Below are 22104 nucleotides of genomic sequence, written 5' to 3'. Positions count from 1 at the left end.
ATTTTATGAAAGGCTATGCGGATTGGTTCTACCTGATCGGTGCTGTACTCTTTATTTTGACCTTGCGTGGTTTATCCGGACCCAAAACAGCGATTGCCGGTAACCGTTACGGTATGATCGCTATGGCGATTGCCGTGATCACCACATTCTTTGTTGCCGATCATCCTGTGATCTGGATGATTGTCGGTGCTATGGTTTTAGGTGCTGTAGTGGGGATTGCTCGTGCCCGTACCGTACCGATGACACAAATGCCGGAAACTGTGGCATTGATGCATTCCTTGGTAGGTTTGGCAGCAGTTTTGATTGCGATTGCTGCGATTCTACATAACAACCAGCTGGTTGCCTTGTTTGCAGAAAATGGTACGGCACTTGATGCGGCGGGCGTACAACATGCCCATATGAATAAAGTCCATTTATTTGAGTTGTTTGTAGGGTGTTTTGTTGGTGCAATTACCTTTACGGCTTCAGTTTTTGCCTATGGCAAACTGGCTGCAAAAAAATGGGCCAAAACCATTTCGGGTGGCTGGGTTAAACCGGTGCAGGCGATCATCTTTCTGGCAATGCTGGTTTGCGGATTCTATTTCTTTTCAACTGGCAACATGAATGCGTTCTGGGCGATGACGATACTGGCATTGGCATTTGGCTGGGTGTGGATTGCTCCAGTTGGTGGTGGTGATATGCCGGTGGTGGTGTCCTTGCTGAACTCGTTCTCGGGTTGGGCGGCTGCTGGGATTGGTTTCACCCTTGAAAATAACATGCTGATTGTTGCTGGTTCGCTGGTTGGTTCATCCGGTGCAATTCTGTCTTATATCATGTGTAAAGCCATGAACCGCTCCATCATCAATGTACTGTTTGGTGGCTCGATGGGCGGTGCAGCTGTTGCCAGTAGTAATGCAGATGGTGCACAGGTACAGCGTAACTATCGTTCTGGTTCTGCTGATGATGCCGGCTTCCTGATGTCAAATGCAGACAGTGTGGTGATTGTACCGGGTTATGGTATGGCACAGGGTCGTGCACAAAATGCAGTGAAAGAACTGGCCAACTTGCTTAAAGAGCAGGGAGTTAAAGTACGTTTTGCCATTCATCCAGTTGCAGGTCGTATGCCAGGGCATATGAACGTTTTGCTTGCCGAAGCAGATGTACCTTATGAAGATATTCTGGAAATGGATGAAATCAATTCCGATTTTCCGGCAACCGATGTGGTGTTGGTGATTGGGGCCAATGACGTGGTTAACCCAGCTGCCAAAGATGATCCAAACTCACCGATTTATGGTATGCCGATTCTTGAAGCGCATAAGGCACGAACAATTATGGTGATCAAGCGTTCTATGGCAACAGGTTATGCCGGACTGGACAATGACTTGTTCTATAACGAAAAAACCATGATGGTATTTGGTGATGCCAAGAAAGTTGTAGAGGATATGACCAAAGCCATTAATGGGACTGGGCATTGATCGTTGAGTGAGAATATAACACTGTATTAAGCCATCTTCGGATGGCTTTTTTTATGGAAAATTTAATAGAAGACAGTATCTGAAAAGTTGTTTAAATTGTTTATAGATAGACATAAGATTGTAGAAAGAATATTTAAGACGAAGATTTTTATATTGATAGTGATATGTTAAAAATGAGTGATGAATTGGCTGGCATGAGGGGAGCAACATGATATTGAAGATGATGATTGGCATATTGTGTATGGGATTATTTTCCATTGCCCGGGCTGAATCTTTTTTGATTACCGATGCTTCCCAAATTTATGATGTTCGCATTGATGTGGCATGTGAAGAAGATAAGTGTGGCGGTGAGGCAAAGATTGTCTTATACCAAAAAGGCAAAACAAAAGTTTTTCAGCAATTTACATCCGAAGATTTAAATTTTTATTTGCCCGAGGATCGGCAGCCGACTGTAGGTGAAAGGCCAATGTATGGCTATCAAAGTGGATTAATGTTTGGGGATTTTAATTTTGATGGCACTGAGGATATTGCAATTCGCAATGGCAATAATGGCCCCTATAATGGTCCAAGTTATGCGGTTTATGTTTATCATAAAAATAAAAACAAGTTTGTATTTAGTCAGGAATTAACTGATTTAACTTTTGAAAACTTGGGTATGTTTCAAGTCGATCCAAAACGCCAGCGCATTATTACATTCAGTAAAGGTGGATGTTGTTATCATGCAAAACGGGAATATGCTGTCCTACCTAAAAAAGGTTTGGTTCTATTATCAGAATCAATTGAAGATGCCATGAGAGGTGATGATCAGGTGGCAATTATTCAGCGTGACTTGATTCGTGGTCGCTGGAAAGAAACTGTAAAATTATATCCTTTGAAAGATATTTATCCTGATAATTAAATATGATGTATGGTAAAAGTACATGATTTATATTAAAAATTATGATGAAAATCTTATTTAAATTCATCTGTTAATTATGAAAAAGACAGGGGGTATTGGCATGATATGGAAATCTTTGATGGGAATATTATGTATGGGAGGACTATCAGCGACAAATGCTGCAATATTGATGATCAATGATGCCTCCCAATTATATGATGTCAGAATTGAGATTGGTTGCGTACAGCAAGAATGTAGTGGAGAGGCAGAAATTACTTTATCGCAAAAAGGCAGGCCACAGGTTTTCCAGAAATTTAGCACAACACAGTTGAGTTTTTATCTGCCTAAGCATGATCAATCCGATGTGGATCATCTATTGAAATATGATAATCAAAGTGGCGTGATCTTTGGGGATTTTAATTTTGACGGGAATGAAGATATTGCGATTCAAGATGGAAATTATGGAGCATATGGCGGTGTGACATATGATATTTATGTAATGAATCGAAAACGCCAGAAATTCATTTATAGTGCAGAACTATCAAGACTGACACAAGAGAGTCTAGGTATGTTTAGACTTGATCCAGACACCAAGAGAATTATTACCTTAAATAAAAGTGGCTGCTGTAATCATACCCGTTCCGAATACGAGGTTGTGCCGCAAAAGGGTTTATTGTTAAGTCGAGAATATAGTGAAGTATTGATGCTTTCAGGCGAGGAAGTGGAAATCATCGACCGAAAACTGGTAAATGGGCATTGGCAAGAACAAATCTGGCACTATCCGATAAAACAATATCATGAGATAGAGAAACAATAAGGGAGGGGAATATGCGATCAATAAAGATCGCATATTGAGTAACGCAGTGATTTAACTAAATTGTTCTGCTGGGGCTGGACGCCACAGACTTTCTAAGTCATAAAATTTACGTGTAGTAGGTAACATGACATGGACAACGACAAAGCCGAGATCAATTAAAATCCATTCGGCATCGCGTTCACCTTCAATACCAATCGGGCGAAAACCAGCCTTACGTGCTTCTTCTGCAACATTGTCGGCCAATGCCTTAACATGGCGTGTAGAGGTACCGCTAGCAATTACGATGGCATCGGATACGCTGCTGATATTCGAAACATCGAATTCAATGATATCTTTTGCTTTAACATCAAGAAGGGCTTCTTGAACAACATGTAAACATGTTTTAATTTGTGAATGTTTATCTGAAACTGCGTCTAAACTAGGTTTATGTGCGGGCGATGGTTCAATATTCATAAAAGGAAAAAAATCCTGAAATTGTGTCACTATCTACTATAAGAGCATTTTTATAAAAAATCAATTGATGCTTTATTCATCAATCGATTTTTTTAAGGAGATGGCGATGTCAAACATCGCCCTACTCAGCGCATATTAACCTTGAGTTGCCTGAATTGCAGTCAGGGCAATGGTAAATACGATATCGTCTACCAATGCACCTCGAGAGAGGTCATTGACTGGTTTGTTCAAGCCTTGCAGCATCGGACCAACACTGACCACATTGGCAGCACGTTGTACCGCCTTGTAGGTGGTATTACCGGTATTTAAGTCTGGGAAAATAAAGACATTGGCCTGACCTGCAACTTTGGAATTCGGCGCTTTTTGCTTACCGACACTCTCTACCGAGGCAGCATCATATTGTAATGGACCATCAATCAGTAAATCCGGACGACGTTGCTGGGCAATCTGGGTGGCTTGACGTACTTTGTCAACGCCTGCACCTGCACCGGAATCACCAGTTGAATAACTGATCATGGCAATGCGGGGTTCAATACCAAAGGCCAATGCAGAATCAGCAGATTGAATCGCAATTTCAGCCAGTTCTTCGGCATTTGGATCTGGGTTGATGGCACAGTCACCATAGACATAGACTTCATCCGGTAACAGCATAAAGAAGATAGAAGACACCAGTGAGTATTCAGGGGCAGTTTTAATCAACTGGAATGCCGGACGTACTGTATTGGCTGTGGTGTGAACTGCACCAGAAACCAGACCATCGACTTCATCCAATGCCAGCATCATGGTACCGAGTACCACGGTATCTTGTAATTGTTCGTTGGCCTGTAAATCGTTGAGTTTGCCTTTACGACGTTCAACCATAGAGGCAACATAGTTTGCACGAATACTGTCAGGATCGATAATTTCCAGATCAGCAGGCAATTCAATATTACGTGCTTTGGCAACTTCCTGAACTTCTTCTGGTTTTGCCAGCAGTACGCATTGGGCAATACCACGATTTTGACAGATTACCGCTGCCTGTACAGTACGCGGTTCTGCGCCTTCTGGCAGGACAATACGTTTTTTTGCTGCAATAGATTTTTGTACCAGTTCATGACGGAAGGCAGAAGGAGACAGGCGTGGGGTGCTTTCAACATCACATTCCTGTTTTAACCAGTCAAAATCAATATGGCTGGAAACAAAACGGGTGACTTGCTCAGCACGTTCGATATCATCAATGGGGACTTCATTGGCAATATTTTGAATATTCTGCATGGCCTGAAAGCTGTCCAGAACGGTAGACATGACTGGTAAGCCAGCTTTATAAGCTTGCTGGACAAAGCCATGAATTGCAGTATTTGGGTTATTTTCGCTATTGGATAATACAATCCCAGCAAGCGGAACACCGCTAAGCGCGGCAACACTACTTGCCAGAACCACATCACTACGATCACTTGATGCAACCAGCAGTTCGCCTGCCACCAGTTTATCCAGCTCATGTTCGATACGACCACTGATCAGCGTACTGTGTTGTACACGACTTTGTGCTGCATTTCCCTCATTAATCCATGTTGCCTGAATGACCGCAGCGATATCCAGTGTGCGCGGCACACTCAAGGTTGGGCTAAAAGGCACCAGACCGATAATCGGAAATTGCTGGCTGCCAAGTAACGGCGAGAAGCGCTGTAAGGCTGAGGTAAAACCTTCAATCTGGCTGGTTAAACGTAACCCTTGATCGGTTGCCACCGGAATTTGTGCATTTTCGGCAGATAAACCTTTGCTGCGCATAAACAGCACGCCAGCGGTACGATGTGCATTTGCACCACCAAACGGACGTAAATGACTATCGACAATCTCTGCGGTTAATTCTGGATTATTCAAATCTGCAGTACTGATAAGAATCACCCGTGCATCCAGTGCTTGTGCCAACGCTGCATTCAGTTGTGAGGTATAGCTTTGGCTGGCATTTGGCACCAGACCTTCCACCAGCATGACTTCATGATCTTTAGAGACATGACGATGTAGGCTGACCACTTCTTCGAGTAGTTCATCCATTTCACCAATACCGACCATATGACTGGTTTTTTCATGGCTAATGGGATTGACTTGCGGGCGTTGATAAATATGAGAAATCAGTGCTGAAGTTCGGCTAATACTATTGTTTTTTTCTTGTGCGAATGGTTTTAAAAAATTGGCTTTTACGCCGATACAATCAAAAGCCTGTATCATGCCCAGGCATGCAGAGGTCAGTCCAATCCCTTCAGCTGTCGGTACCAATAAAAATGTTTTCATGAAATCTTCCTATTTTTTCTAACAAGATAGGTGCATATAAAAATGCACCTACTGAAATTTTAAAGATCAAAATGTTTTGAATTATGCCGTTTCAAGTGCATTTAACGCAACCTGCCTAGTTTCCTGTGCAATACGACTTTCTTCGTCGGTTGGAATGATCCAGATCATTGGGCCTGTGCCTGCATCAATGCGGATTTCCTGACCACGCGTTTTATTTTTTTCGCTGTCCAGACTAAAACCAAAGTGTGGTAATGATTTGATTACTTTCTCGCGGATATAGGCGGAATTTTCGCCAATACCACCAGTAAAGATCAAACCGTCGATTTGTGGTAGGGCACAGCTCATTGCAGCAAGTGATTTGGCCAAACGATAGACAAATACTTCAATGGCTAGCGTTGCATCATGATTGCCCTGTTCGGATGCATCAATCAGGGTACGCATATCATTGGAAAGACCGGAAATCCCCAATAAACCACTTTCACGATTGAGCATACGATCAATACGATCCAAATCCCAACCCAGATTGGTTGCTAAAAAATGATGCAGACTCGGGTCAACATCACCACTACGGGTACCCATACACAGCCCTTCAAGCGGGGTTAAACCCATGCTAGTGTCCAGACTTTGTCCATTCCATATGGCACAGGTTGAACTGCCATTTCCCAAGTGTGCAACCAGCCAGCCGCCCTGATTTTTTTGACCAGCCAGTGTCGATGCTCTTTCGCTGACATAGGCATGACTTGTGCCGTGGAAACCATAGCGACGTACACCATGTTCTTCATATAGCTTTTTCGGAATCGCATAATGATAGGCTTTTTCTGGCATACTTTGATGGAATGCTGTGTCAAATACAGCAACCTGTGGTAGATCAGGATACATTTTTAAGGTTGCATCAATACCGACCAGATGTGCTGGATTATGCAAAGGTGCTAGGGCGGAAGTGGCTTTGATATGGTCAATGACATCTTGATCAATCAATTGTGCTTCAGTCATTTCACCACCATGGACTACACGGTGACCAATGGCATCAAAATGAAATTTCTTCAAGCGTTCCATGGCAACTTCGAGTGCCTGTTTGTGATCTGCCTGACCGAGTTCGACTTCAAATTTTTCCTGACCTTCGGTGATCCCTGAAATACGTGCATTTGGCGTACCCAGATTCTCTGCCAGACCATAAATACGGTAGTCATGATCGTCAAGCAAAAGTGCATATTTAATGGAAGATGAACCACAATTGATTACAAGTATATTAGACACAGTCAGTTATCCCTAAAAAAACAAAACTTTCAAATCTTATGTAGGCCAATCTGTTACTGGATAGAATATCAAATGGTCTACGTTCCATAGGCGTGTTATGGACTGGTAATGTAATCGTTCCCGGTCAGAACGAGTCCTATTAAACATGCTCTGGTAAAATGCGACAAGTTAGACTTTGGGTTACTAGACTTTAGCATCATTTAAATTTTTAGGTTCTGTGTTTTTTGTTACTAATTATTTGTTATAAAATATTATTTTTCATTTTAATAGATGTTAATTTCTGTGTGAATGCCCTAAAAATCAGGTAAATCCATTTCATTTTTATGGCTTTATTAGACTTAAGCCGAACACTGAAATCCGTTTTGGATACAAAAAAGCCCTAAAGCGAGACTTAGGACCTGTTGAGAATTAATCACATATTAAATTTAAGCTAGAAATAAGGCGTTTTATGTTCTATTTCTGCATGAAAAATGGCTAAATTAGACTTATACTGCGTTAACCAGCTTGCCAATATACACATATTGCCTGTGCTGATTGCCTTGTCTAAGCCATAATTTTTCTCATTTTTCATTGCAAAGATCAAATCTCAACACGCCCTAGGACTCAAAAATGAAAAAATGGTGCTTATTGGCGAATTTGTCCATCGCCTAAAACAATCCATTTCTGTGAAGTTAAACCTTCTAGTCCCACTGGACCACGGGCATGGATTTTATCGGTTGAGATACCAATTTCTGCACCAAGACCATATTCAAAACCATCGGCAAAGCGTGTAGACGCGTTGACCATGACTGAGCTGGAATCGACTTGGGTCAGGAATTTACGCGCCTGAGTATAGTTCTCGGTAATAATGGCATCGGTATGATGTGAACCATATTGATTAATATGTGCAATTGCCTCATCAATATCGGCCACCACTTTAATCGCCAGAACAGGACCTAGATATTCGGTGTACCAGTCTTCTTCGCTTGCAGCCTTGATTTCCTGACCCAGAATATTGCGTGTCACTGGGCAACCTCGAAGTTCCACATTTTTTTCTGCGTATAGTTCGCTAATCAATGGCAAAAATTCTTCTGCCACAGGTGAATCCACCAGCAGTGTTTCCATCGCATTACAGACACCATAACGATGTGTTTTGGCATTGAGAGCAATCGGCAATGCCTTGTGTAGATCAGCCTGACGTTCTACAAAGACATGGCAGTTACCATCAAGATGTTTAATCACAGGAATGCGTGCTTCATTACTGATGCGTTCGATCAGGCTTTTGCCGCCGCGTGGCACAATCACATCCACAAATTCCGTCATGGTAATCAATTCGCCCACAGCAGCGCGGTCACTGGTTTCAATCACCTGAATAGCCTGTTGTGGTAAACCTGCGATTTTTAAACCATGTTGAATCGCTTGTGCGATGGCTTTATTTGATTCAATTGCTTCTGAACCGCCACGTAAAATGATGGCATTACCGGATTTTAGCGCCAGTGATGCAGCTTCCAGTGTAACATTTGGACGGGACTCATAAATCATGCCGATCACACCTAGCGGCACACGCATTTTACCAATCTGAATGCCGGAGGGGCGATAGGCCAAATCCGTAATCACGCCAATCGGGTCTGTAAGCGCAATAACATCTTTGAGTCCGTTTAACATCGCCTGAAAGCGTGCAGGAGTCAGTTCTAGTCGATCTAGTAATGCCGGTTCAAGTTGTTTGGCATGACCATTGTCCATATCAATTTTATTGGCAGCAAGAATAAATTGTTGGTTATTCTCTAGTGCAGTATAAATTTCTGATAATGCATTATTTTTTGCATCAGTCGCCAAGCCAGCCAATTGGCGCGAAGCAAGACGCGCCTGCTTTCCGATTTGCGACATATAGTGTTGAATAGACTCACTCATGATTGACCCGAAAATTTTTTGATGAATGACATGTGATAAAAATCACTTAGAAACTAAAGATAGAAATCTAAACAAAGAAGCCTAAAAAAGTTTGCTGGTAAAATACATAAAAAACATGCGATATGCAGTTTATCAGACTTTATGAAAATCAAGCCACTTTCAATATTGATTATGTTATAGTTAAACGAAATATAAAAGGGCAGTGTTGATCAAAACAGGAAAAGGAATCTTGCTTTGGTGGTTAGATTGAGTCAATCAGCACGTCGATGTAAACAATAACAAGCCTATATTTACGTTGAGATGACGTTAAATAAAGGAGCAATCACTTGTATAAATGACTTATACAAGGCTGGGAGGGCATAGTGAATAGTATTGCTAAGGATCGGGCACAACAATCTTTTGAGATTAATCCAACAGATTTTTTCGAGTTATATCATCGTGATGTATTTAAACAACCCGCCAAGGAGTTTTGGTTAGATGGTTGGAAAGTTGAATATATGGCGATTGCACAACCCGAAACCATACATAAAACACCAATTGTCATTGTCGGTGGGGCATTTCAAAATTTTAATTCCTATAAATATTGTGTTGAACAATTATTTCAATGTGGGCCAGTGATCCTGATTGACTTACCCTCGATGGGGGCCAATCAACAAATTTATAATAAGGACAGTGGGGCTTCGGCAGCAATTTTGGAACTTCCTGATTTATCGCATATGTTGGGGATTTGGCTGGATGCCATGGGGATCAGAAAAGTCTCCATGATGGGGATGTCCTTAGGTTCTGTGGTGGCTTCACACTTTGCTGATCAACGTCCGGAATTGGTTGAACGTATGGTGTTGATGGGCGTGATGCAAAAGACTAGACCCAGTTGGCGCATGATTCTTGAAGAGTCATTAAAGCTGATGCAGGAAGGTCGAATGCAGGAGTTTGGACAGGCAGTGATCCTGTATTTGGTTAACCATGCCAAACTGGATCAAACCCGCATGTCACCAACCGCAAAGCGATTATTTTTTCAACAAATGTCGGAATTTACTACGACAGAACAATTACGCTATGAAATCAATTGTAATCGCCTATTGCGATTACACAGTGTGCCTGCACCGAGCTGTAAAGTGCTGGTGGCTGCTGGGCAATATGATAGTTTCACTCTGCCATTTGAAAATGCCCATTTTGCCTTGCAATGTCCGGATATGGAATTTGCCTTGATTGCGAATGCTGACCATGTACCACAATTGCAACGTCGTAAAGAAACCATGAATTTATTTAGCACTTTTTTACGTGGTGATCCAATTCAGCATCTGGAGGGGATTATTCCGATGTCCCGTGCCCAAATGCATTTAATGGAACGTCGGGGTGAAGAGCGTATTAAAGTCAAACAACCACATACGTATATGTCTTATCGTCATTCGGATTTGACCGCAAACGTAGACATTATCAACATTAACTTTTTTGGTGTATTGCTTGAGGTCAAAGACATTGATAAAACACAGGAAGTTGCTCGCTATGCACGAGATATGTCGTTATCTTTGACGGATGAGCAGGGTGAATTTTCGATTGAATGTTTGATTTTTGAAATGAAAGCACATCAACTAAGAATATTATTTAAACATGGTAGTTTTGAGCTTGCAGAGCGGTTGTTGCAATATATTGCCACTCAAAAACAAGTGATAGAAGAAATAAAACGCTCTGTTTAATCCACTATGGCTTATGGTAGAAGTGAGATACATATACCATAAGCCTTGATTTAATATTCAACCTGATTTTTTAGCGTTTAGCTTTTAGATTTCCGCCAGCACCACCCAGACAAAATCTCCAAGATGCGCTGTTGATGGTGTGTGATCTTTTTGGCTAGGTTGTTGGATATTGACCTGATGATAACCACAATTTAAAAAGAAAGCTTTGACTTCATCGGGTGTGGTGAAATGAAAGCTAAACGCACTTCTGGATAAGAACTTTAATAATTTGCTGCTATTCCAGACCAGATTTGCCAGGGGATGTTGAACGGGTTCGGGACATAAGTCGGTTAAATAATAAAAGTGATCGAATTCCCGACCATATTCTGCCAAGCTAGTCCACAAGGTTTTCAACGCAGCTTTATCAAAATAATTGACCAGTCCTTCACTGATGACAACCAATGGTGCCTTGCGATCCAGAGGTTCAAACATGTCCTGAATCTGTGGGGTAAACAGGTCAATTGCTAGGACTTGTGCATCAGGTTGACCTGCTTTTTGCAAAGCCTGTTTTTTGATTCTTGCCATATTGGGCAAGTCGACTTCGATATAGGTCAAACCCGGATAATGTTTGCGAAAATGCCAGCCACGGGGTGATAAACCTGTTGCAATTTCAATAATCTGTAAGTTGGGATGTTGTGCCAGTAGGTCAACCAGTGTTGCATCAATCAGGGTATGACGCTGTTGCAGTGTAGTACGGATACTACCACCAATAAATCGTTCTGCACTGGCTTCAATAGGTTGTAATAGACCGGTTAAAAACTTGCCTTGTGTCGTGGCAAAGGCAGGATGGGAAATACCCATCATATACCAACGATAGCCAGTATAATGTGCAGTGAATGAAATATGACGATGCTTTGAGCGTAGTGGTTTGGATAAATTCGATTGTGTCATGTCGATCCTGTGACAATATTTTGTTGTTTTGCTGTATTAGGGCCTGTTGAGAATTAATCACATATTAAATTTAAGCTAGAAATAAGGCATTTTATGTTCTATTTTTGCATGAAAAATGGCTAAATTAGACTTAATACTGCGTTAACCAGCTTGCCAATATACACATATTGTCCACACTGGTTGCCTTATCTAAGCCATAATTTTTCTCATTTTTCATAGCAAAGATCAAATCTCAACAAGCCCTAGGTAGGATGCCAATTCATCACGAATTGACATCTTTTTGTACTTTATAAGCTTTCTACAAATTGTTCAATTTTAGTTTTGGTTTTTTGCCATTGTTCACCCAGATCAAGTGTCTGTTTAATCGCAATCTGCGGAATCTGTCCACGCATTTTTTCCAGTCTGCTCTGGTTCGGTAACTCAAGATCCTGTAAACCCTCCAGCGCGATACAGGCTGCGTTACGGTCATTACAGACCAGGCCCATGTCACAACCAGCGTTTAGGGCAGCACGAATACGGGCATCGGCACCTCCGGCAACACAGGCAGCTTGCATGGATAAATCATCGGAGAACAAAACGCCATCAAAACCGAGTTGTTGCCTTAAGATTTTTTGAATCCAGAATTGTGAGAAACCTGCAGGATTGGGATCAATGGCTTCATAAATGACATGTGCCGGCATGATTGCATCGAGTTCTGGCATCAATGCTTTAAAGCTAAGCATATCGTGTGCTTCGATCTCTGCAAAACTGCGGTTATCGATGGCGGCAGCGACATGTGAATCGGCCTTGACAGAACCATGACCGGGGAAGTGTTTGCCGGTGGTTGCCATGCCTGCCTGTTTCATGCCTTGCATAAAAGCTCTTGCCAGCGGAATAATATCCTGAGGATTTTTAGCAAAGCCGCGATCACCAATTACATCACTGATATCATCAATGTCCAGTACCGGGGCAAAACTAAAATCGATACCAACCGCAAGTACTTCGCTTGCCATCAGCCAGCCACAGGCATGAGCCAGTTCAAGTGCAGCTTCAGGTTGCGTAAGATAAAGCTCGCCTAAGCGGCCCATGGCTGGAATGCGACTAAAACCGTGTTCGGGTTTGAGTCTGCGTACTCGTCCACCTTCTTGGTCAACGGCAATCAGGATTTCCGGACGGACTCGGCGGATATGATCGGTGAGGGCGCGCACCTGTTCTGGTGATTCAATGTTACGTCCAAATAAAATTAGGCCGCCGACTTGTGGTGCCTTTAATATTTCTATGTCTTCACTGGTTAATGTTGTCCCAGCGACATCCAGCATCAGTGCACCAATCATAACGTTTCCTTCATGTTCTATTCACTTTTTGCAAAAAATAAGTTCGCAATGTAATGATTTTTTACATTTACGGCATCAAGAATATGCTAAAACTAGCAAATTCTAAATTTCAATGCATTATTGTTTGAGCATAATAGAAGCGATTCTTTAAAATCGCAAAGTATTATCGGTGCATAACTCACAGGAAGCATAAATCGATTATGAAGCTACAACACATTGCTTGTGCCATCGCCCTTGCAACAGGCGGTCTGTTTTTTACCCATGTTGTATCTGAGGCTATGGCAGCCACCGAAACAAAAACTGTGCAAGGGGCGATTCAGCCAACACAGGAACAAGCGCTGGTTGCCCGCCAAATGGCAACGCTGGTTGATCGTCAGCATTATTTGCCAATGCGCTTAGATGCCAATACATCAGCGCGCATTTTTGATATGTATATTGATAGTCTTGATCCGGATCATAGCTTGTTTTTACAAAGTGAGATTGATCAGTTTAAACAAAAATATGCAGCTGGCTTTGGGTTGGCATTAAAAACAGGAAATTTACAGCCCGCGTATGAAATCCATGCCATGTATCGTGAGCGCATCCAACAATATTATAATTATATGCTGGCTGAGCTGAAAAAAACTCAAAATTTACATCAGAAGAATGTATATCTGGATACCGATCGTGAAAAAGCACCTTTCTTCAAGACCAAACAAGAACAACAGGATTTTTGGAATAAAGTGCTGACTTCGCAATTGATTGGGTTGACCATCACCAAGCAAGAAGAAGCAGCCAAACAGCAAGCACTGAAAGATAATCCCGATCTGGCACAGGGTGAAAATCTGACCCCACCTGAAGATTTAACCCCGGTACAAACACTGGAAAAACGTTATAAACGTCAGCTGGAACGTGTTTCCCGGGTGAAAAGTGATGATGTACTGGAAAAAACCTTAAATGCCATGTTGGCAACTTACGATCCGCATAGTAACTATTATCCACCGATTGATGCGATGGAATTAAACCGTCAAACCACGTTACAGCTTGAAGGGATTGGCGTGACTATTCGTCCGGAACGCGGCAATGAGGATTATACCAAGATCGAAACCATCGTTGATGGTGGTCCGGCCAGTAAAACAGGTCAGGTTCGTTCCGGTGATCGTATTGTCGGTGTGGCACAAGACGGTCAGGCCATGAAAGATGTAGTGGGCTGGTCGAGTCAGGAAATTGTCGGTGAAATCCGTGGTAAACGTGGTACCAAAGTCACTTTAAAACTGGTGGCTTCTGGGGCGCCGATGAGTCAGGCTCGACTGGTGACCATTACCCGTGATGTGATTCAGGAAGAGGATTCTGGTTTACGTTATCGTGTGATTGATGTCACCCATCAGGGCAAAAAGCAAAAAATCGGTGTGATTGAAATTCCATCATTTTATCTAAACTATCGTGCACGTCGTGATGGTCAGAACTATCGTAGTGTGTCCGAAGATACTGCAAAAGCCCTGATCGATTTATCCAAGCAAAATGTAGCAGGTGTGATTGTCGATTTGCGCAATAATCCGGGTGGTTCACTTGAAGAAGTGGCGAAAATGATTGGACAGGTAGTGAAAGATGGTCCAGTGGTACAAATTCGCGATGGTAATGGCAATGTCAGTGTGTTTGAAGATACCGATGGCGGACAACAATTATATGCTGGCCCAATGGCAGTAATGATCAATCTGGCATCGGCATCGGCCAGTGAAATTTATTCTGCTGCCATTCAAGATTATGGTCGTGGCATTATCATTGGCAGTACCACCACTGGTAAAGGTACGGCTCAAGTACAACTCGATAGCCTTGCCTATGGTCAGGCGACTTTGACGCAACGTAAGTTTTACCGTATCACTGGTGGCAGTACCCAGAACAAAGGTGTGATTCCAGATGTGAAGTTGATTGATATTTATTTTGATCAATTTGGTGAACGTAAATCCAAGAATCCGCTGGAATGGGATACCATTGCCACTGCACCGTTTAAACGGGAAGGTGTGATTAAGCCTTATGTCAGTCAGTTACAGCAGCAATCAGATCAGCGTCGTAGCCAAAATCCACAATTTACTTATCTGGATCAATATGTAGGCATTGCCAAAAAAGCAGCCGATGAGAAGAAAGTGGTATTGGATATTGATCAGCGTAAAGCAGAAATCAACGCGCTCGAAGCACAAACTCTAGCCGTGGAAAATGCACGTCGTCAGGCAACCAATCTAGCACCTTATGCTAACTGGGAAAGTTATCAGGCTGCATTGGATGCTCGTAGTGAAGCACGAGCAAAAATGAAAGAAGCCAAACGTCCGCCATTACCGGAAGAAGAGGCATTTGTCACTGAGTCTGCACAAATCTTACTGGATATGATTGATCTGCAAAAAGCCAATTAGTACGGGGTCGCCATGAGGTCACATCGTACAGATTAGAAACGTGCCCTATAAGCTTTGAGTATTTGCTTATAGGGCGTTTTTGTAGGTAGGAAATATACAGATCAATTGTTTTTTGTTTTTAATGTCAAGAAATTTGATTTAAAACTTGCCTTTTTCTATATGCTTATGCAAATCTAATAAGGGAGAGGGGGAGATTATGCATTCGGAATATACCGTTTATTGGGTGGTCGGTTTAATTATTCTTTTTTTACTGGGTTCAATTTTTGGATTAAGGGTTAGCCCGCGTGAAAAAGCACTGGGTCTATTACGTGACAACGCACGAAAAATGGGCTTACATCCGCGCTTGATTCCTGCACCTGAATGGAGCAATATTCCCCCGGCATCCGAAACACGAGCCAGCATGGTGGCGTACTATAGTATTTTAGTACCCGAGGGTAAATTCCCTTTATTGCGAGCGGTGAATCAGGAAGGTCGGCTTTTTGTGGTGAAAGGCGATCCCAAACTAAACGGTGAGCCTATTACATTAAAGGGCATTTATGCTATTGATATGCAGGCCAATTGCGTAGGAATATATTGGGATGAATCAGCAGATTTTGCTGGTGAACAGCTTGAAAATATGAAAAACTTCCTCCATTCATTAGCACGACAAGCACACTAAAACAGTATTCATTGGAATAATTATGGCGACAGCAACAACCTCACAACGTGACAAAAACTCAACTCAAGGCGCAAAAGGGCGTTCTTTGGTGATTGTGGAGTCGCCTGCCAAAGCCAAAACCATTAATAAATATCTGGGTTCACAATTTATTGTGAAATCTTCTGTAGGACATGTACGGGATTTACCTACAGGCGGCGGTGCAAAAAGTACAGAGAAAAAAGCGGCTACACGTACAAAACAAACTGCCGAGGATAAAGCCAAAAAAGCGCAGACGGCTTTGGTCAACCGAATGGGGGTTGATCCGGAACATGGCTGGGAAGCGCATTATGAGATATTGCCCGGTAAAGAACATGTGGTTGCCGATCTCAAAAAACTGGCCAAAGATGCTGATACTATCTATCTCGCAACGGATTTGGATAGGGAAGGAGAGGCGATTGCTTGGCATTTAAAGGAAGTGATTGGTGGTGATGACAGCCGCTATCGTCGTGTGGTGTTTAATGAAATTACCAAAAATGCCATTCAGGAAGCTTTTCAACATCCTTCACGTCTGGATATTAACCGAGTCAATGCACAGCAAGCACGCCGCTTTTTAGATCGAGTAGTTGGCTTTATGGTGTCGCCATTGCTATGGGAAAAAATTGCCCGTGGTTTGTCCGCAGGTCGGGTACAATCGGTTGCAGTAAAGTTGGTAGTGGAACGGGAACGGGAAATTCGCGCCTTTATTCCGGAAGAATATTGGGAAATCTTTGCCGATACCCAAAAAGATAAAGATGCCATCCGTTTAGAAGCATTTAAGCATGCTGGTAAGACCCTCAAATTAAAAAATAAAGCCGAAGCTGATGCGATTCTAGCTTTACTCAAAGATGCAGAATACAAGATTGTCAGCCGTGAAGATAAACCAACCAAAGTTAATCCAAGTGCGCCTTATATCACCTCAACACTGCAACAGGCAGCCAGTACTCGCTTAGGTTTTTCGGTGAAAAAAACCATGATGTTGGCGCAACGTTTATATGAAGCTGGTTTTATTACCTATATGCGTACCGACTCCACGTTCTTAAGTGATGATGCGGTCAATATGGTACGTAATCATATTAACGATAATTTTGGCGAAAAATATTTACCTGAAAAGCCAAATCGTTACGGCAATAAAGCAGGTGCGCAAGAAGCGCATGAAGCGATTCGTCCTTCTAATGTAGCGTTGAGTGGTAGTGACCTAAGCGGAACCGAACGTGATGCACAGCGTCTATATGACTTGATCTGGCGTCAGTTTGTGGCTTGTCAGATGACACCTGCACAGTATTTATCTTCCACAATTCTGGTTGAAGCCAATGGTGTTGAACTCAAAGCTAAAGGTCGTACACTGGTATTTGATGGTTTTACTCGGGTACGTGGTGCCAATAAATCTGATGATGATGTGTTATTGCCAGCGGTAAAAGTCGGTGAAACTCTAAAACTGATCAAACTTGATCCATCACAGCACTTTACCAAACCACCTGCACGATTTACCGAAGCATCGTTGGTAAAAGAGCTGGAAAAACGGGGCATTGGTCGTCCATCGACGTATGCTGCGATTATTTCTACCATTCAGGATCGTGGTTATGTCAAGCTGGAAAACCGCCGTCTATTTGCCGAAAAAATGGGTGAAATTGTCACCGATCGTCTGGATGAAAGTTTTAATAACCTGATGAATTATGCCTTTACTGCCGATCTGGAAGGGCAACTGGATAAAGTCGCAACAGGTGAAGAAAATTGGAAGAACCTGCTGGATACGTTCTACGGTGATTTTAAAAAGCGTCTGACTACTGCGGCAAGTGCAGAAGGCATGCGTCGTAACGAACCGGTAGAAGTGCCTGATGTACATTGTCCACAGTGTGAACGTGCCATGCAGATTCGTACCGGAACTACAGGCGTTTTCCTTGGGTGCTCGGGATATAACCTGCCACCGAAAGAACGTTGTAAAGGGACGTTAAACCTGACACCGGTAGAATCACTGGCGGCCTTATCGGACGATGACAGTGCCGAAACTGATGATCTGATGTCGAAAAAACGCTGTCATATTTGTGGTACAGCCATGGACAGCTATGTGATTGATGGTGGTCGTAAATTGCATATCTGTGGTAATAATCCAGATTGTGCAGGTTATGAAGTTGAAGAAGGCGAATTTAAAATCAAGGGCTATGATGGACCAACGATCCCTTGTGATAAATGCGATGGCGAAATGCAGCTAAAAACTGGACGTTTTGGTCCATATTTTGCCTGCAATAGCTGTGACAATACCCGTAAAGTCCTGAAAAATGGTCAGCCTGCACCACCGCGTGTTGATCCAATTAAAATGGAACATCTACGTTCAACCAAGCATGATGATTATTTTGTCTTGCGTGATGGTGCCGCAGGTCTATTTTTGGCAGCGAGTAAATTTCCGAAAGTGCGTGAAACCCGTGCACCAAAAATTGCTGAATTGCGTAGTGTGGCAGAACAGCTTGATCCGAAATTTCAATATTTACTTGCAGCACCGGATACCGATCCCGAAGGTAACCCTGCGATTTTGAAATTCAGTCGTAAAAATCAGGCGCAATATGTGGCATCAGAAACGCCTGAAGGCAAAGCAACAAAATGGTCACTGATCTATCAAAATGGTAAATGGGTTGAGAGTAAGTAGACGCCCTTAAGGGGAACAACATGAAAAAGCTTGCTGTTTTGATTGATGCGGATAATTCTTCGGTAAACTCGATTCAATCTGTTTTGGAAGAAGTTGCAAAATACGGAATAGCAAGTGTCAAACGCGTTTATGGTGACTGGAGTAGTGAAACATTAAAAAGCTGGCGTGAAGTATTGCTTCCTCATGCCATTACGCCGGTACAACAGTTTGCCTATACCAAAGGTAAAGATGCCACGGACATGATTCTTATCATTGATGCCATGGATTTACTGTATGGTGGGGCATTGGATGGATTTTGTATTGTTTCCAGTGACAGTGATTTTACACCGCTTGCCTCACGGATTCGGGAAAGTGGTTTGATGGTTTATGGCTTCGGACGCAATAAAACACCGGAAGCTTTTCGTAAAGCATGTGATAAATTTATCTATATTGAGAATCTTGTGCTTGAAGATAAAGAAGAAATCAAGCAGGAAACAGAGAAAGAGACGCTTAAATCTGAACCGACAAAGAAAGAAGATGTAAAACCACAGGTATTATCGAAACACGAACCGGAAAAAGATGCTACAAAAAATGAAGCGATAGAAAGCTTGGATAATAAATCCCAACACATTGATAGAGCAACATTAAATCTTATTTATAAAGCTGTAAAAGATAATTCTGACGATAATGGCTGGGCGAATCTGTCGGTGGTCGGGCAATATATTACTGCGGTAAAACCTGATTTTGATTCACGCAATTACGGCCGAGCAAAATTATCTGGTTTAATTAAAATGCTGAATTTGTTTGAAACAAGAATTGATGGCAGCCAGATGTATCTGAAAAAGATTAAAAATAAAGTAAGTTAGGAAGATGTTAAGAGCACAAAAATCTTCCTTCTGGAAAATGTTTCGAGTCACCATTTTATTGCTGATTTTGATCATTGTTGCAGTCAATGCTTGGCGAGATTATCACCAGAATTGGCAAACGCCGGTTTTTGTTGCTTTATATCCCGTAAACGCTGATCAATCCATAGTTACAGCAGATTATATTGCCAGTTTAAATGAACAGGATTTTGCGGCGATTGCACACTATTTACAACAGCAGGCACAGCAATACCATCAGCCTATTCAGGTTTATTTTAAACTGGGTTCTGAAGTCAAGACACTACCGCCAAAAGTGCCCGATTCACAATCTATACTCGAGATCATGTGGTGGAGTTTAAGATTCCGTTATTATGCATGGCGACAGCAACAGGATATTGGTGTACGTCCTCAGTTACAGTTGTTTTTAAATTATTATGATATGCGGGCACATAAAGTTCTGAAACATTCAACAGCTTTGCAAAATGGCCGTATTGGTGTGGTCAATTTATTTGCACACCATAAACAGGATAATCAAAACCAGATTGTGATTGCGCATGAGATGTTACATGCCTTTGGTGCAACCGATAAGTACGATTTATCCACAGGTCAGCCAGTTTATCCGCAAGGCTTGGGTGATCCTGACCAGCAACCCTTATATCCGCAAAAAACTGCCGAGCTGATGGCTGGTCATATTGCCTTGAGTGCCACAAAAAGCAAAATGGCCAATAGTTTAAAGGATGTACGAATTAATGTAGAAACAGCAAGGGAAATTGGCTGGTTGAAATAATTTTACAACTCGCAACTTTTTAGAGATAAAAATAGGTATAAAATATTTATAACAACTTAAAAAGAGTATAAACAAATGATTACAGTCGGTAATGACCTAGTTCGGGATCACCTTCACGCAGAGCGCAAATGGTTTATTTTTCTTGGGGTGATTCTGGTGGTCATCGGGATTTTGTTATTGGGCATGTTGCCTTTTGCAACGCTTTCCGTCGTTTATTTTTTTGGTTTGTTAATGATGCTGGGTGGTATTTTACATCTACTTGCGGCATTTACCCTGTTTAAATCCAATTCACGCTGGTTCTGGGCATTATTTAGTATCTTCTATTTTATGGCGGGTTATTTTGCGTTTAGCTCACCTGATAAAGCCGCATTGGTATTGACCACACTGTTATCTTTCTTCCTTGTGTTTGCGGGTGTTATCCGTATGGCAAATGCGACAGTTCTGCGTGCCATACCCGGCTGGAAATGGACATTCTTTTCCGGTTTACTGACTTTTATCACAGGCTTATTGATTATGTTTACGCCTGATGCACCGTTCTGGGTATTGGGTATGTTCTTAGCCATTGATGTGTTATTTCAAGGCATCAATTATCTGACAATTGCGAGTGTGATTAAACAGATTCCAGCCAGTTCAAAAACGATTGAATAGTTTTTTCCACCAGCTGTCAGTAGGTTTTTCTGAGATTCCCCATGTTTCTCCCCAGCCATCACATGGGTTGGGGAAATAAAGATAGATGTGAGAAAGTTCATTTTCATTTAAATCAAGATTCTTATTTTTGTCGAGTTGATCAAATATCTTCAAGCGAAAAGGATCATCTTTTTCCGCTTTTTTAGCCCATTGATAAGACTGATGTTTTAATTCAATCAGCTTTTTCCATTCCTCGATATCAATGTTTTGATCTTTATTTTGATCATAATCCAGATAAAGCCTGTCCCAATTCAGCGCAGCCGGTTCACAGGCCTAAGCTTTGGTTATGCCTAACAATAAAATAAGCAGACATGCGCTAAATCTGATGTATTGACGTTTATTGGTTATTTTAATTTTTATCACTCCATACTGCCAGTTCATAGCCATCAGGATCCTGAAAATGAAAACGCCGACCACCGGGGAAATCGTAAATGTCCTGTGTGATGGTTCCGCCAGCCTGTTGAATGATCTGCTGGGCCTGTTCAATGTTTTGGCTATACAAGACCAGAAGTACACCACCTTGTACTTGAATCGTTTCAGCCAGAGCAAAGCCACCTTTTAGCTGACCATCATTAAACTCACAGTACTGTTCGCCATAATCGGTAAATGTCCAGCCAAACTTCTGATAAAATACTTTGCTGCGAGCAATATTTGTAACTTTAAATTCAACATAATTTAATGCAATCGTTGCTTGTGTCATATCTATTTTCCATATCATCTAAAAATGAATGATCAAATCAATGTAGCATAGAAATGATGAAAACTTATCAGGCATTATCCATTGTTACACCAGCAGGACAACGAATTGCAAAAGGGATAAAAACGCTAGAAATCCGCTCGTGGCGACCAGCACAATTGCCATTAAAAAATTTACTGATTGTGGAAAATCAAAATTATCTCAGCGAAGATGGTGATGAAGAACCAGGTATTGCTGTTGCGCTGGTTGATATTGAATCAGTACATGACTGGCGAGAAGATGAGGTTGGAGCGGAAACAGCTTCCTATTGGGCAGCAGGTTATTATGCTTGGGTCATTGGCAATGTTCGACTATTAAAACAGCCAATTGAAGTGATGGCAAAACGCAAGATTTATCAGATAAATTTGCAGCAACTAGAGATTTAAGCC

General features: G+C 42.0%; 18 protein-coding genes. 11 read left to right on the top strand and 7 right to left on the bottom strand.

Translation table 11 applies throughout. From position 1 onward, the window contains the following. The first annotated feature begins 5 nt into the window (after positions 1-5). The 3 genes from CAP51_RS03200 to CAP51_RS03190 all read left to right on the top strand — a co-directional run bounded on the left by CAP51_RS03200 (position 6) and on the right by CAP51_RS03190 (position 3148). On the top strand, positions 6-1454 hold the full coding sequence (locus CAP51_RS03200; RefSeq protein ID WP_425426755.1) for an NAD(P)(+) transhydrogenase (Re/Si-specific) subunit beta: 1449 nt from the start codon (positions 6-8) through the stop codon (positions 1452-1454). Positions 1455-1662: 208 nt separating this feature from the next. Continuing rightward, entirely contained in the window at positions 1663-2352 is a 690-nt protein-coding gene (locus CAP51_RS03195; RefSeq protein ID WP_245809060.1) for an FG-GAP repeat protein, read from the top strand. Between the two features lie 133 nt (positions 2353-2485). Next, positions 2486-3148, top strand: a complete 663-nt coding sequence (locus tag CAP51_RS03190; RefSeq protein ID WP_245809059.1) for an XAC2610-related protein — start codon at positions 2486-2488, stop codon at positions 3146-3148. A gap of 51 nt (positions 3149-3199) precedes the next feature. On the opposite strand, the gene rsfS is transcribed toward CAP51_RS03190, so the two are convergent. The 4 genes from rsfS to CAP51_RS03170 all read right to left on the bottom strand — a co-directional run bounded on the left by rsfS (position 3200) and on the right by CAP51_RS03170 (position 9019). Further along, the gene (gene rsfS / locus CAP51_RS03185) at positions 3200-3601 is read right to left on the bottom strand and encodes a ribosome silencing factor (protein ID WP_087619297.1); all 402 of its coding nucleotides are present in this window, start codon (positions 3599-3601) and stop codon (positions 3200-3202) included. A gap of 135 nt (positions 3602-3736) precedes the next feature. After that, on the bottom strand, positions 3737-5872 hold the full coding sequence (pta, locus tag CAP51_RS03180) for a phosphate acetyltransferase (protein ID WP_087619296.1): 2136 nt from the start codon (positions 5870-5872) through the stop codon (positions 3737-3739). Between the two features lie 81 nt (positions 5873-5953). Then, positions 5954-7129 (bottom strand): acetate/propionate family kinase, encoded by a 1176-nt coding sequence (locus tag CAP51_RS03175; protein WP_087619295.1) that lies wholly within the window; start codon positions 7127-7129, stop codon positions 5954-5956. A gap of 624 nt (positions 7130-7753) precedes the next feature. Then, positions 7754-9019, bottom strand: coding sequence for a glutamate-5-semialdehyde dehydrogenase (locus CAP51_RS03170; RefSeq protein WP_087619294.1), 1266 nt, complete (start codon positions 9017-9019; stop codon positions 7754-7756). A gap of 362 nt (positions 9020-9381) precedes the next feature. Between CAP51_RS03170 and CAP51_RS03165 the strand changes: the two genes are divergently transcribed. Then, on the top strand, positions 9382-10716 hold the full coding sequence (locus CAP51_RS03165; RefSeq protein WP_087619293.1) for an alpha/beta fold hydrolase: 1335 nt from the start codon (positions 9382-9384) through the stop codon (positions 10714-10716). An 84-nt stretch (positions 10717-10800) separates the two neighbouring features. Here the strand turns inward: CAP51_RS03165 and CAP51_RS03160 are convergent, their stop codons facing one another. Then, complete coding sequence (locus CAP51_RS03160) at positions 10801-11646, bottom strand: class I SAM-dependent methyltransferase (RefSeq protein ID WP_087619292.1); 846 nt, start codon at positions 11644-11646, stop codon at positions 10801-10803. A 287-nt stretch (positions 11647-11933) separates the two neighbouring features. Next, positions 11934-12959 carry a beta-N-acetylhexosaminidase gene (gene nagZ / locus CAP51_RS03155; protein WP_087619291.1) on the bottom strand — a complete coding sequence of 342 codons (1026 nt, stop codon included), beginning with the start codon at positions 12957-12959 and terminating at the stop codon, positions 11934-11936. 200 nt (positions 12960-13159) lie between these two features. Between nagZ and CAP51_RS03150 the strand changes: the two genes are divergently transcribed. From CAP51_RS03150 to CAP51_RS03125, 6 genes are all read left to right on the top strand, one after another. Then, complete coding sequence (locus CAP51_RS03150; protein ID WP_087619290.1) at positions 13160-15346, top strand: carboxy terminal-processing peptidase; 2187 nt, start codon at positions 13160-13162, stop codon at positions 15344-15346. A gap of 196 nt (positions 15347-15542) precedes the next feature. Continuing rightward, positions 15543-16004 carry an ammonium transporter gene (locus CAP51_RS03145; RefSeq protein ID WP_087619289.1) on the top strand — a complete coding sequence of 154 codons (462 nt, stop codon included), beginning with the start codon at positions 15543-15545 and terminating at the stop codon, positions 16002-16004. A gap of 22 nt (positions 16005-16026) precedes the next feature. After that, positions 16027-18663: a type I DNA topoisomerase gene (gene topA, locus CAP51_RS03140; RefSeq protein WP_087619288.1), complete on the top strand. Its 2637-nt coding sequence runs from the start codon at positions 16027-16029 to the stop codon at positions 18661-18663. A 20-nt stretch (positions 18664-18683) separates the two neighbouring features. After that, positions 18684-19508: an NYN domain-containing protein gene (locus tag CAP51_RS03135; protein ID WP_087619287.1), complete on the top strand. Its 825-nt coding sequence runs from the start codon at positions 18684-18686 to the stop codon at positions 19506-19508. Positions 19509-19512: 4 nt separating this feature from the next. Further along, on the top strand, positions 19513-20292 hold the full coding sequence (locus CAP51_RS03130) for a hypothetical protein (protein WP_087619286.1): 780 nt from the start codon (positions 19513-19515) through the stop codon (positions 20290-20292). A gap of 75 nt (positions 20293-20367) precedes the next feature. Further along, entirely contained in the window at positions 20368-20940 is a 573-nt protein-coding gene (locus CAP51_RS03125) for an HdeD family acid-resistance protein (protein ID WP_087619285.1), read from the top strand. Positions 20941-21328: 388 nt separating this feature from the next. Here CAP51_RS03125 and CAP51_RS03115 read toward each other — a convergent pair whose 3' ends face one another. Beyond that, positions 21329-21679, bottom strand: a complete 351-nt coding sequence (locus CAP51_RS03115; protein WP_087619284.1) for a VOC family protein — start codon at positions 21677-21679, stop codon at positions 21329-21331. A gap of 53 nt (positions 21680-21732) precedes the next feature. On the opposite strand from CAP51_RS03115, the gene CAP51_RS03110 reads away from it, so the two are divergent. Further along, the gene (locus CAP51_RS03110; protein ID WP_087619283.1) at positions 21733-22101 is read left to right on the top strand and encodes an ASCH domain-containing protein; all 369 of its coding nucleotides are present in this window, start codon (positions 21733-21735) and stop codon (positions 22099-22101) included. The last annotated feature ends 3 nt before the right edge of the window (positions 22102-22104 follow it).

It is taken from the genome of Acinetobacter populi (assembly GCF_002174125.1).
Taxonomy (GTDB): Bacteria; Pseudomonadota; Gammaproteobacteria; order Pseudomonadales; family Moraxellaceae; genus Acinetobacter; species Acinetobacter populi.
The sequence above is the reverse complement of the archived record's forward strand: the minus strand, read 5'-3'. Positions and strand labels throughout refer to the sequence as shown.

What these genes read in the sequence shown, in the direction of transcription:
- CAP51_RS03145 (WP_087619289.1), top strand. Translation starts at nt 15,543, where the DNA reads ATGCATTCGGAATATACCGTTTATTGGGTGGTCGGTTTAATTATTCTT.
- topA (WP_087619288.1), top strand. Translation starts at nt 16,027, where the DNA reads ATGGCGACAGCAACAACCTCACAACGTGACAAAAACTCAACTCAAGGC.
- rsfS (WP_087619297.1), bottom strand. Translation starts at nt 3,601, where the DNA reads ATGAATATTGAACCATCGCCCGCACATAAACCTAGTTTAGACGCAGTT.
- CAP51_RS03125 (WP_087619285.1), top strand. Translation starts at nt 20,368, where the DNA reads ATGATTACAGTCGGTAATGACCTAGTTCGGGATCACCTTCACGCAGAG.
- CAP51_RS03135 (WP_087619287.1), top strand. Translation starts at nt 18,684, where the DNA reads ATGAAAAAGCTTGCTGTTTTGATTGATGCGGATAATTCTTCGGTAAAC.
- CAP51_RS03170 (WP_087619294.1), bottom strand. Translation starts at nt 9,019, where the DNA reads ATGAGTGAGTCTATTCAACACTATATGTCGCAAATCGGAAAGCAGGCG.
- CAP51_RS03200 (WP_425426755.1), top strand. Translation starts at nt 6, where the DNA reads ATGAAAGGCTATGCGGATTGGTTCTACCTGATCGGTGCTGTACTCTTT.
- nagZ (WP_087619291.1), bottom strand. Translation starts at nt 12,959, where the DNA reads ATGATTGGTGCACTGATGCTGGATGTCGCTGGGACAACATTAACCAGT.
- CAP51_RS03130 (WP_087619286.1), top strand. Translation starts at nt 19,513, where the DNA reads ATGTTAAGAGCACAAAAATCTTCCTTCTGGAAAATGTTTCGAGTCACC.
- CAP51_RS03160 (WP_087619292.1), bottom strand. Translation starts at nt 11,646, where the DNA reads ATGACACAATCGAATTTATCCAAACCACTACGCTCAAAGCATCGTCAT.
- pta (WP_087619296.1), bottom strand. Translation starts at nt 5,872, where the DNA reads ATGAAAACATTTTTATTGGTACCGACAGCTGAAGGGATTGGACTGACC.
- CAP51_RS03115 (WP_087619284.1), bottom strand. Translation starts at nt 21,679, where the DNA reads ATGACACAAGCAACGATTGCATTAAATTATGTTGAATTTAAAGTTACA.
- CAP51_RS03195 (WP_245809060.1), top strand. Translation starts at nt 1,663, where the DNA reads ATGATATTGAAGATGATGATTGGCATATTGTGTATGGGATTATTTTCC.
- CAP51_RS03110 (WP_087619283.1), top strand. Translation starts at nt 21,733, where the DNA reads ATGATGAAAACTTATCAGGCATTATCCATTGTTACACCAGCAGGACAA.
- CAP51_RS03190 (WP_245809059.1), top strand. Translation starts at nt 2,486, where the DNA reads ATGGGAGGACTATCAGCGACAAATGCTGCAATATTGATGATCAATGAT.
- CAP51_RS03150 (WP_087619290.1), top strand. Translation starts at nt 13,160, where the DNA reads ATGAAGCTACAACACATTGCTTGTGCCATCGCCCTTGCAACAGGCGGT.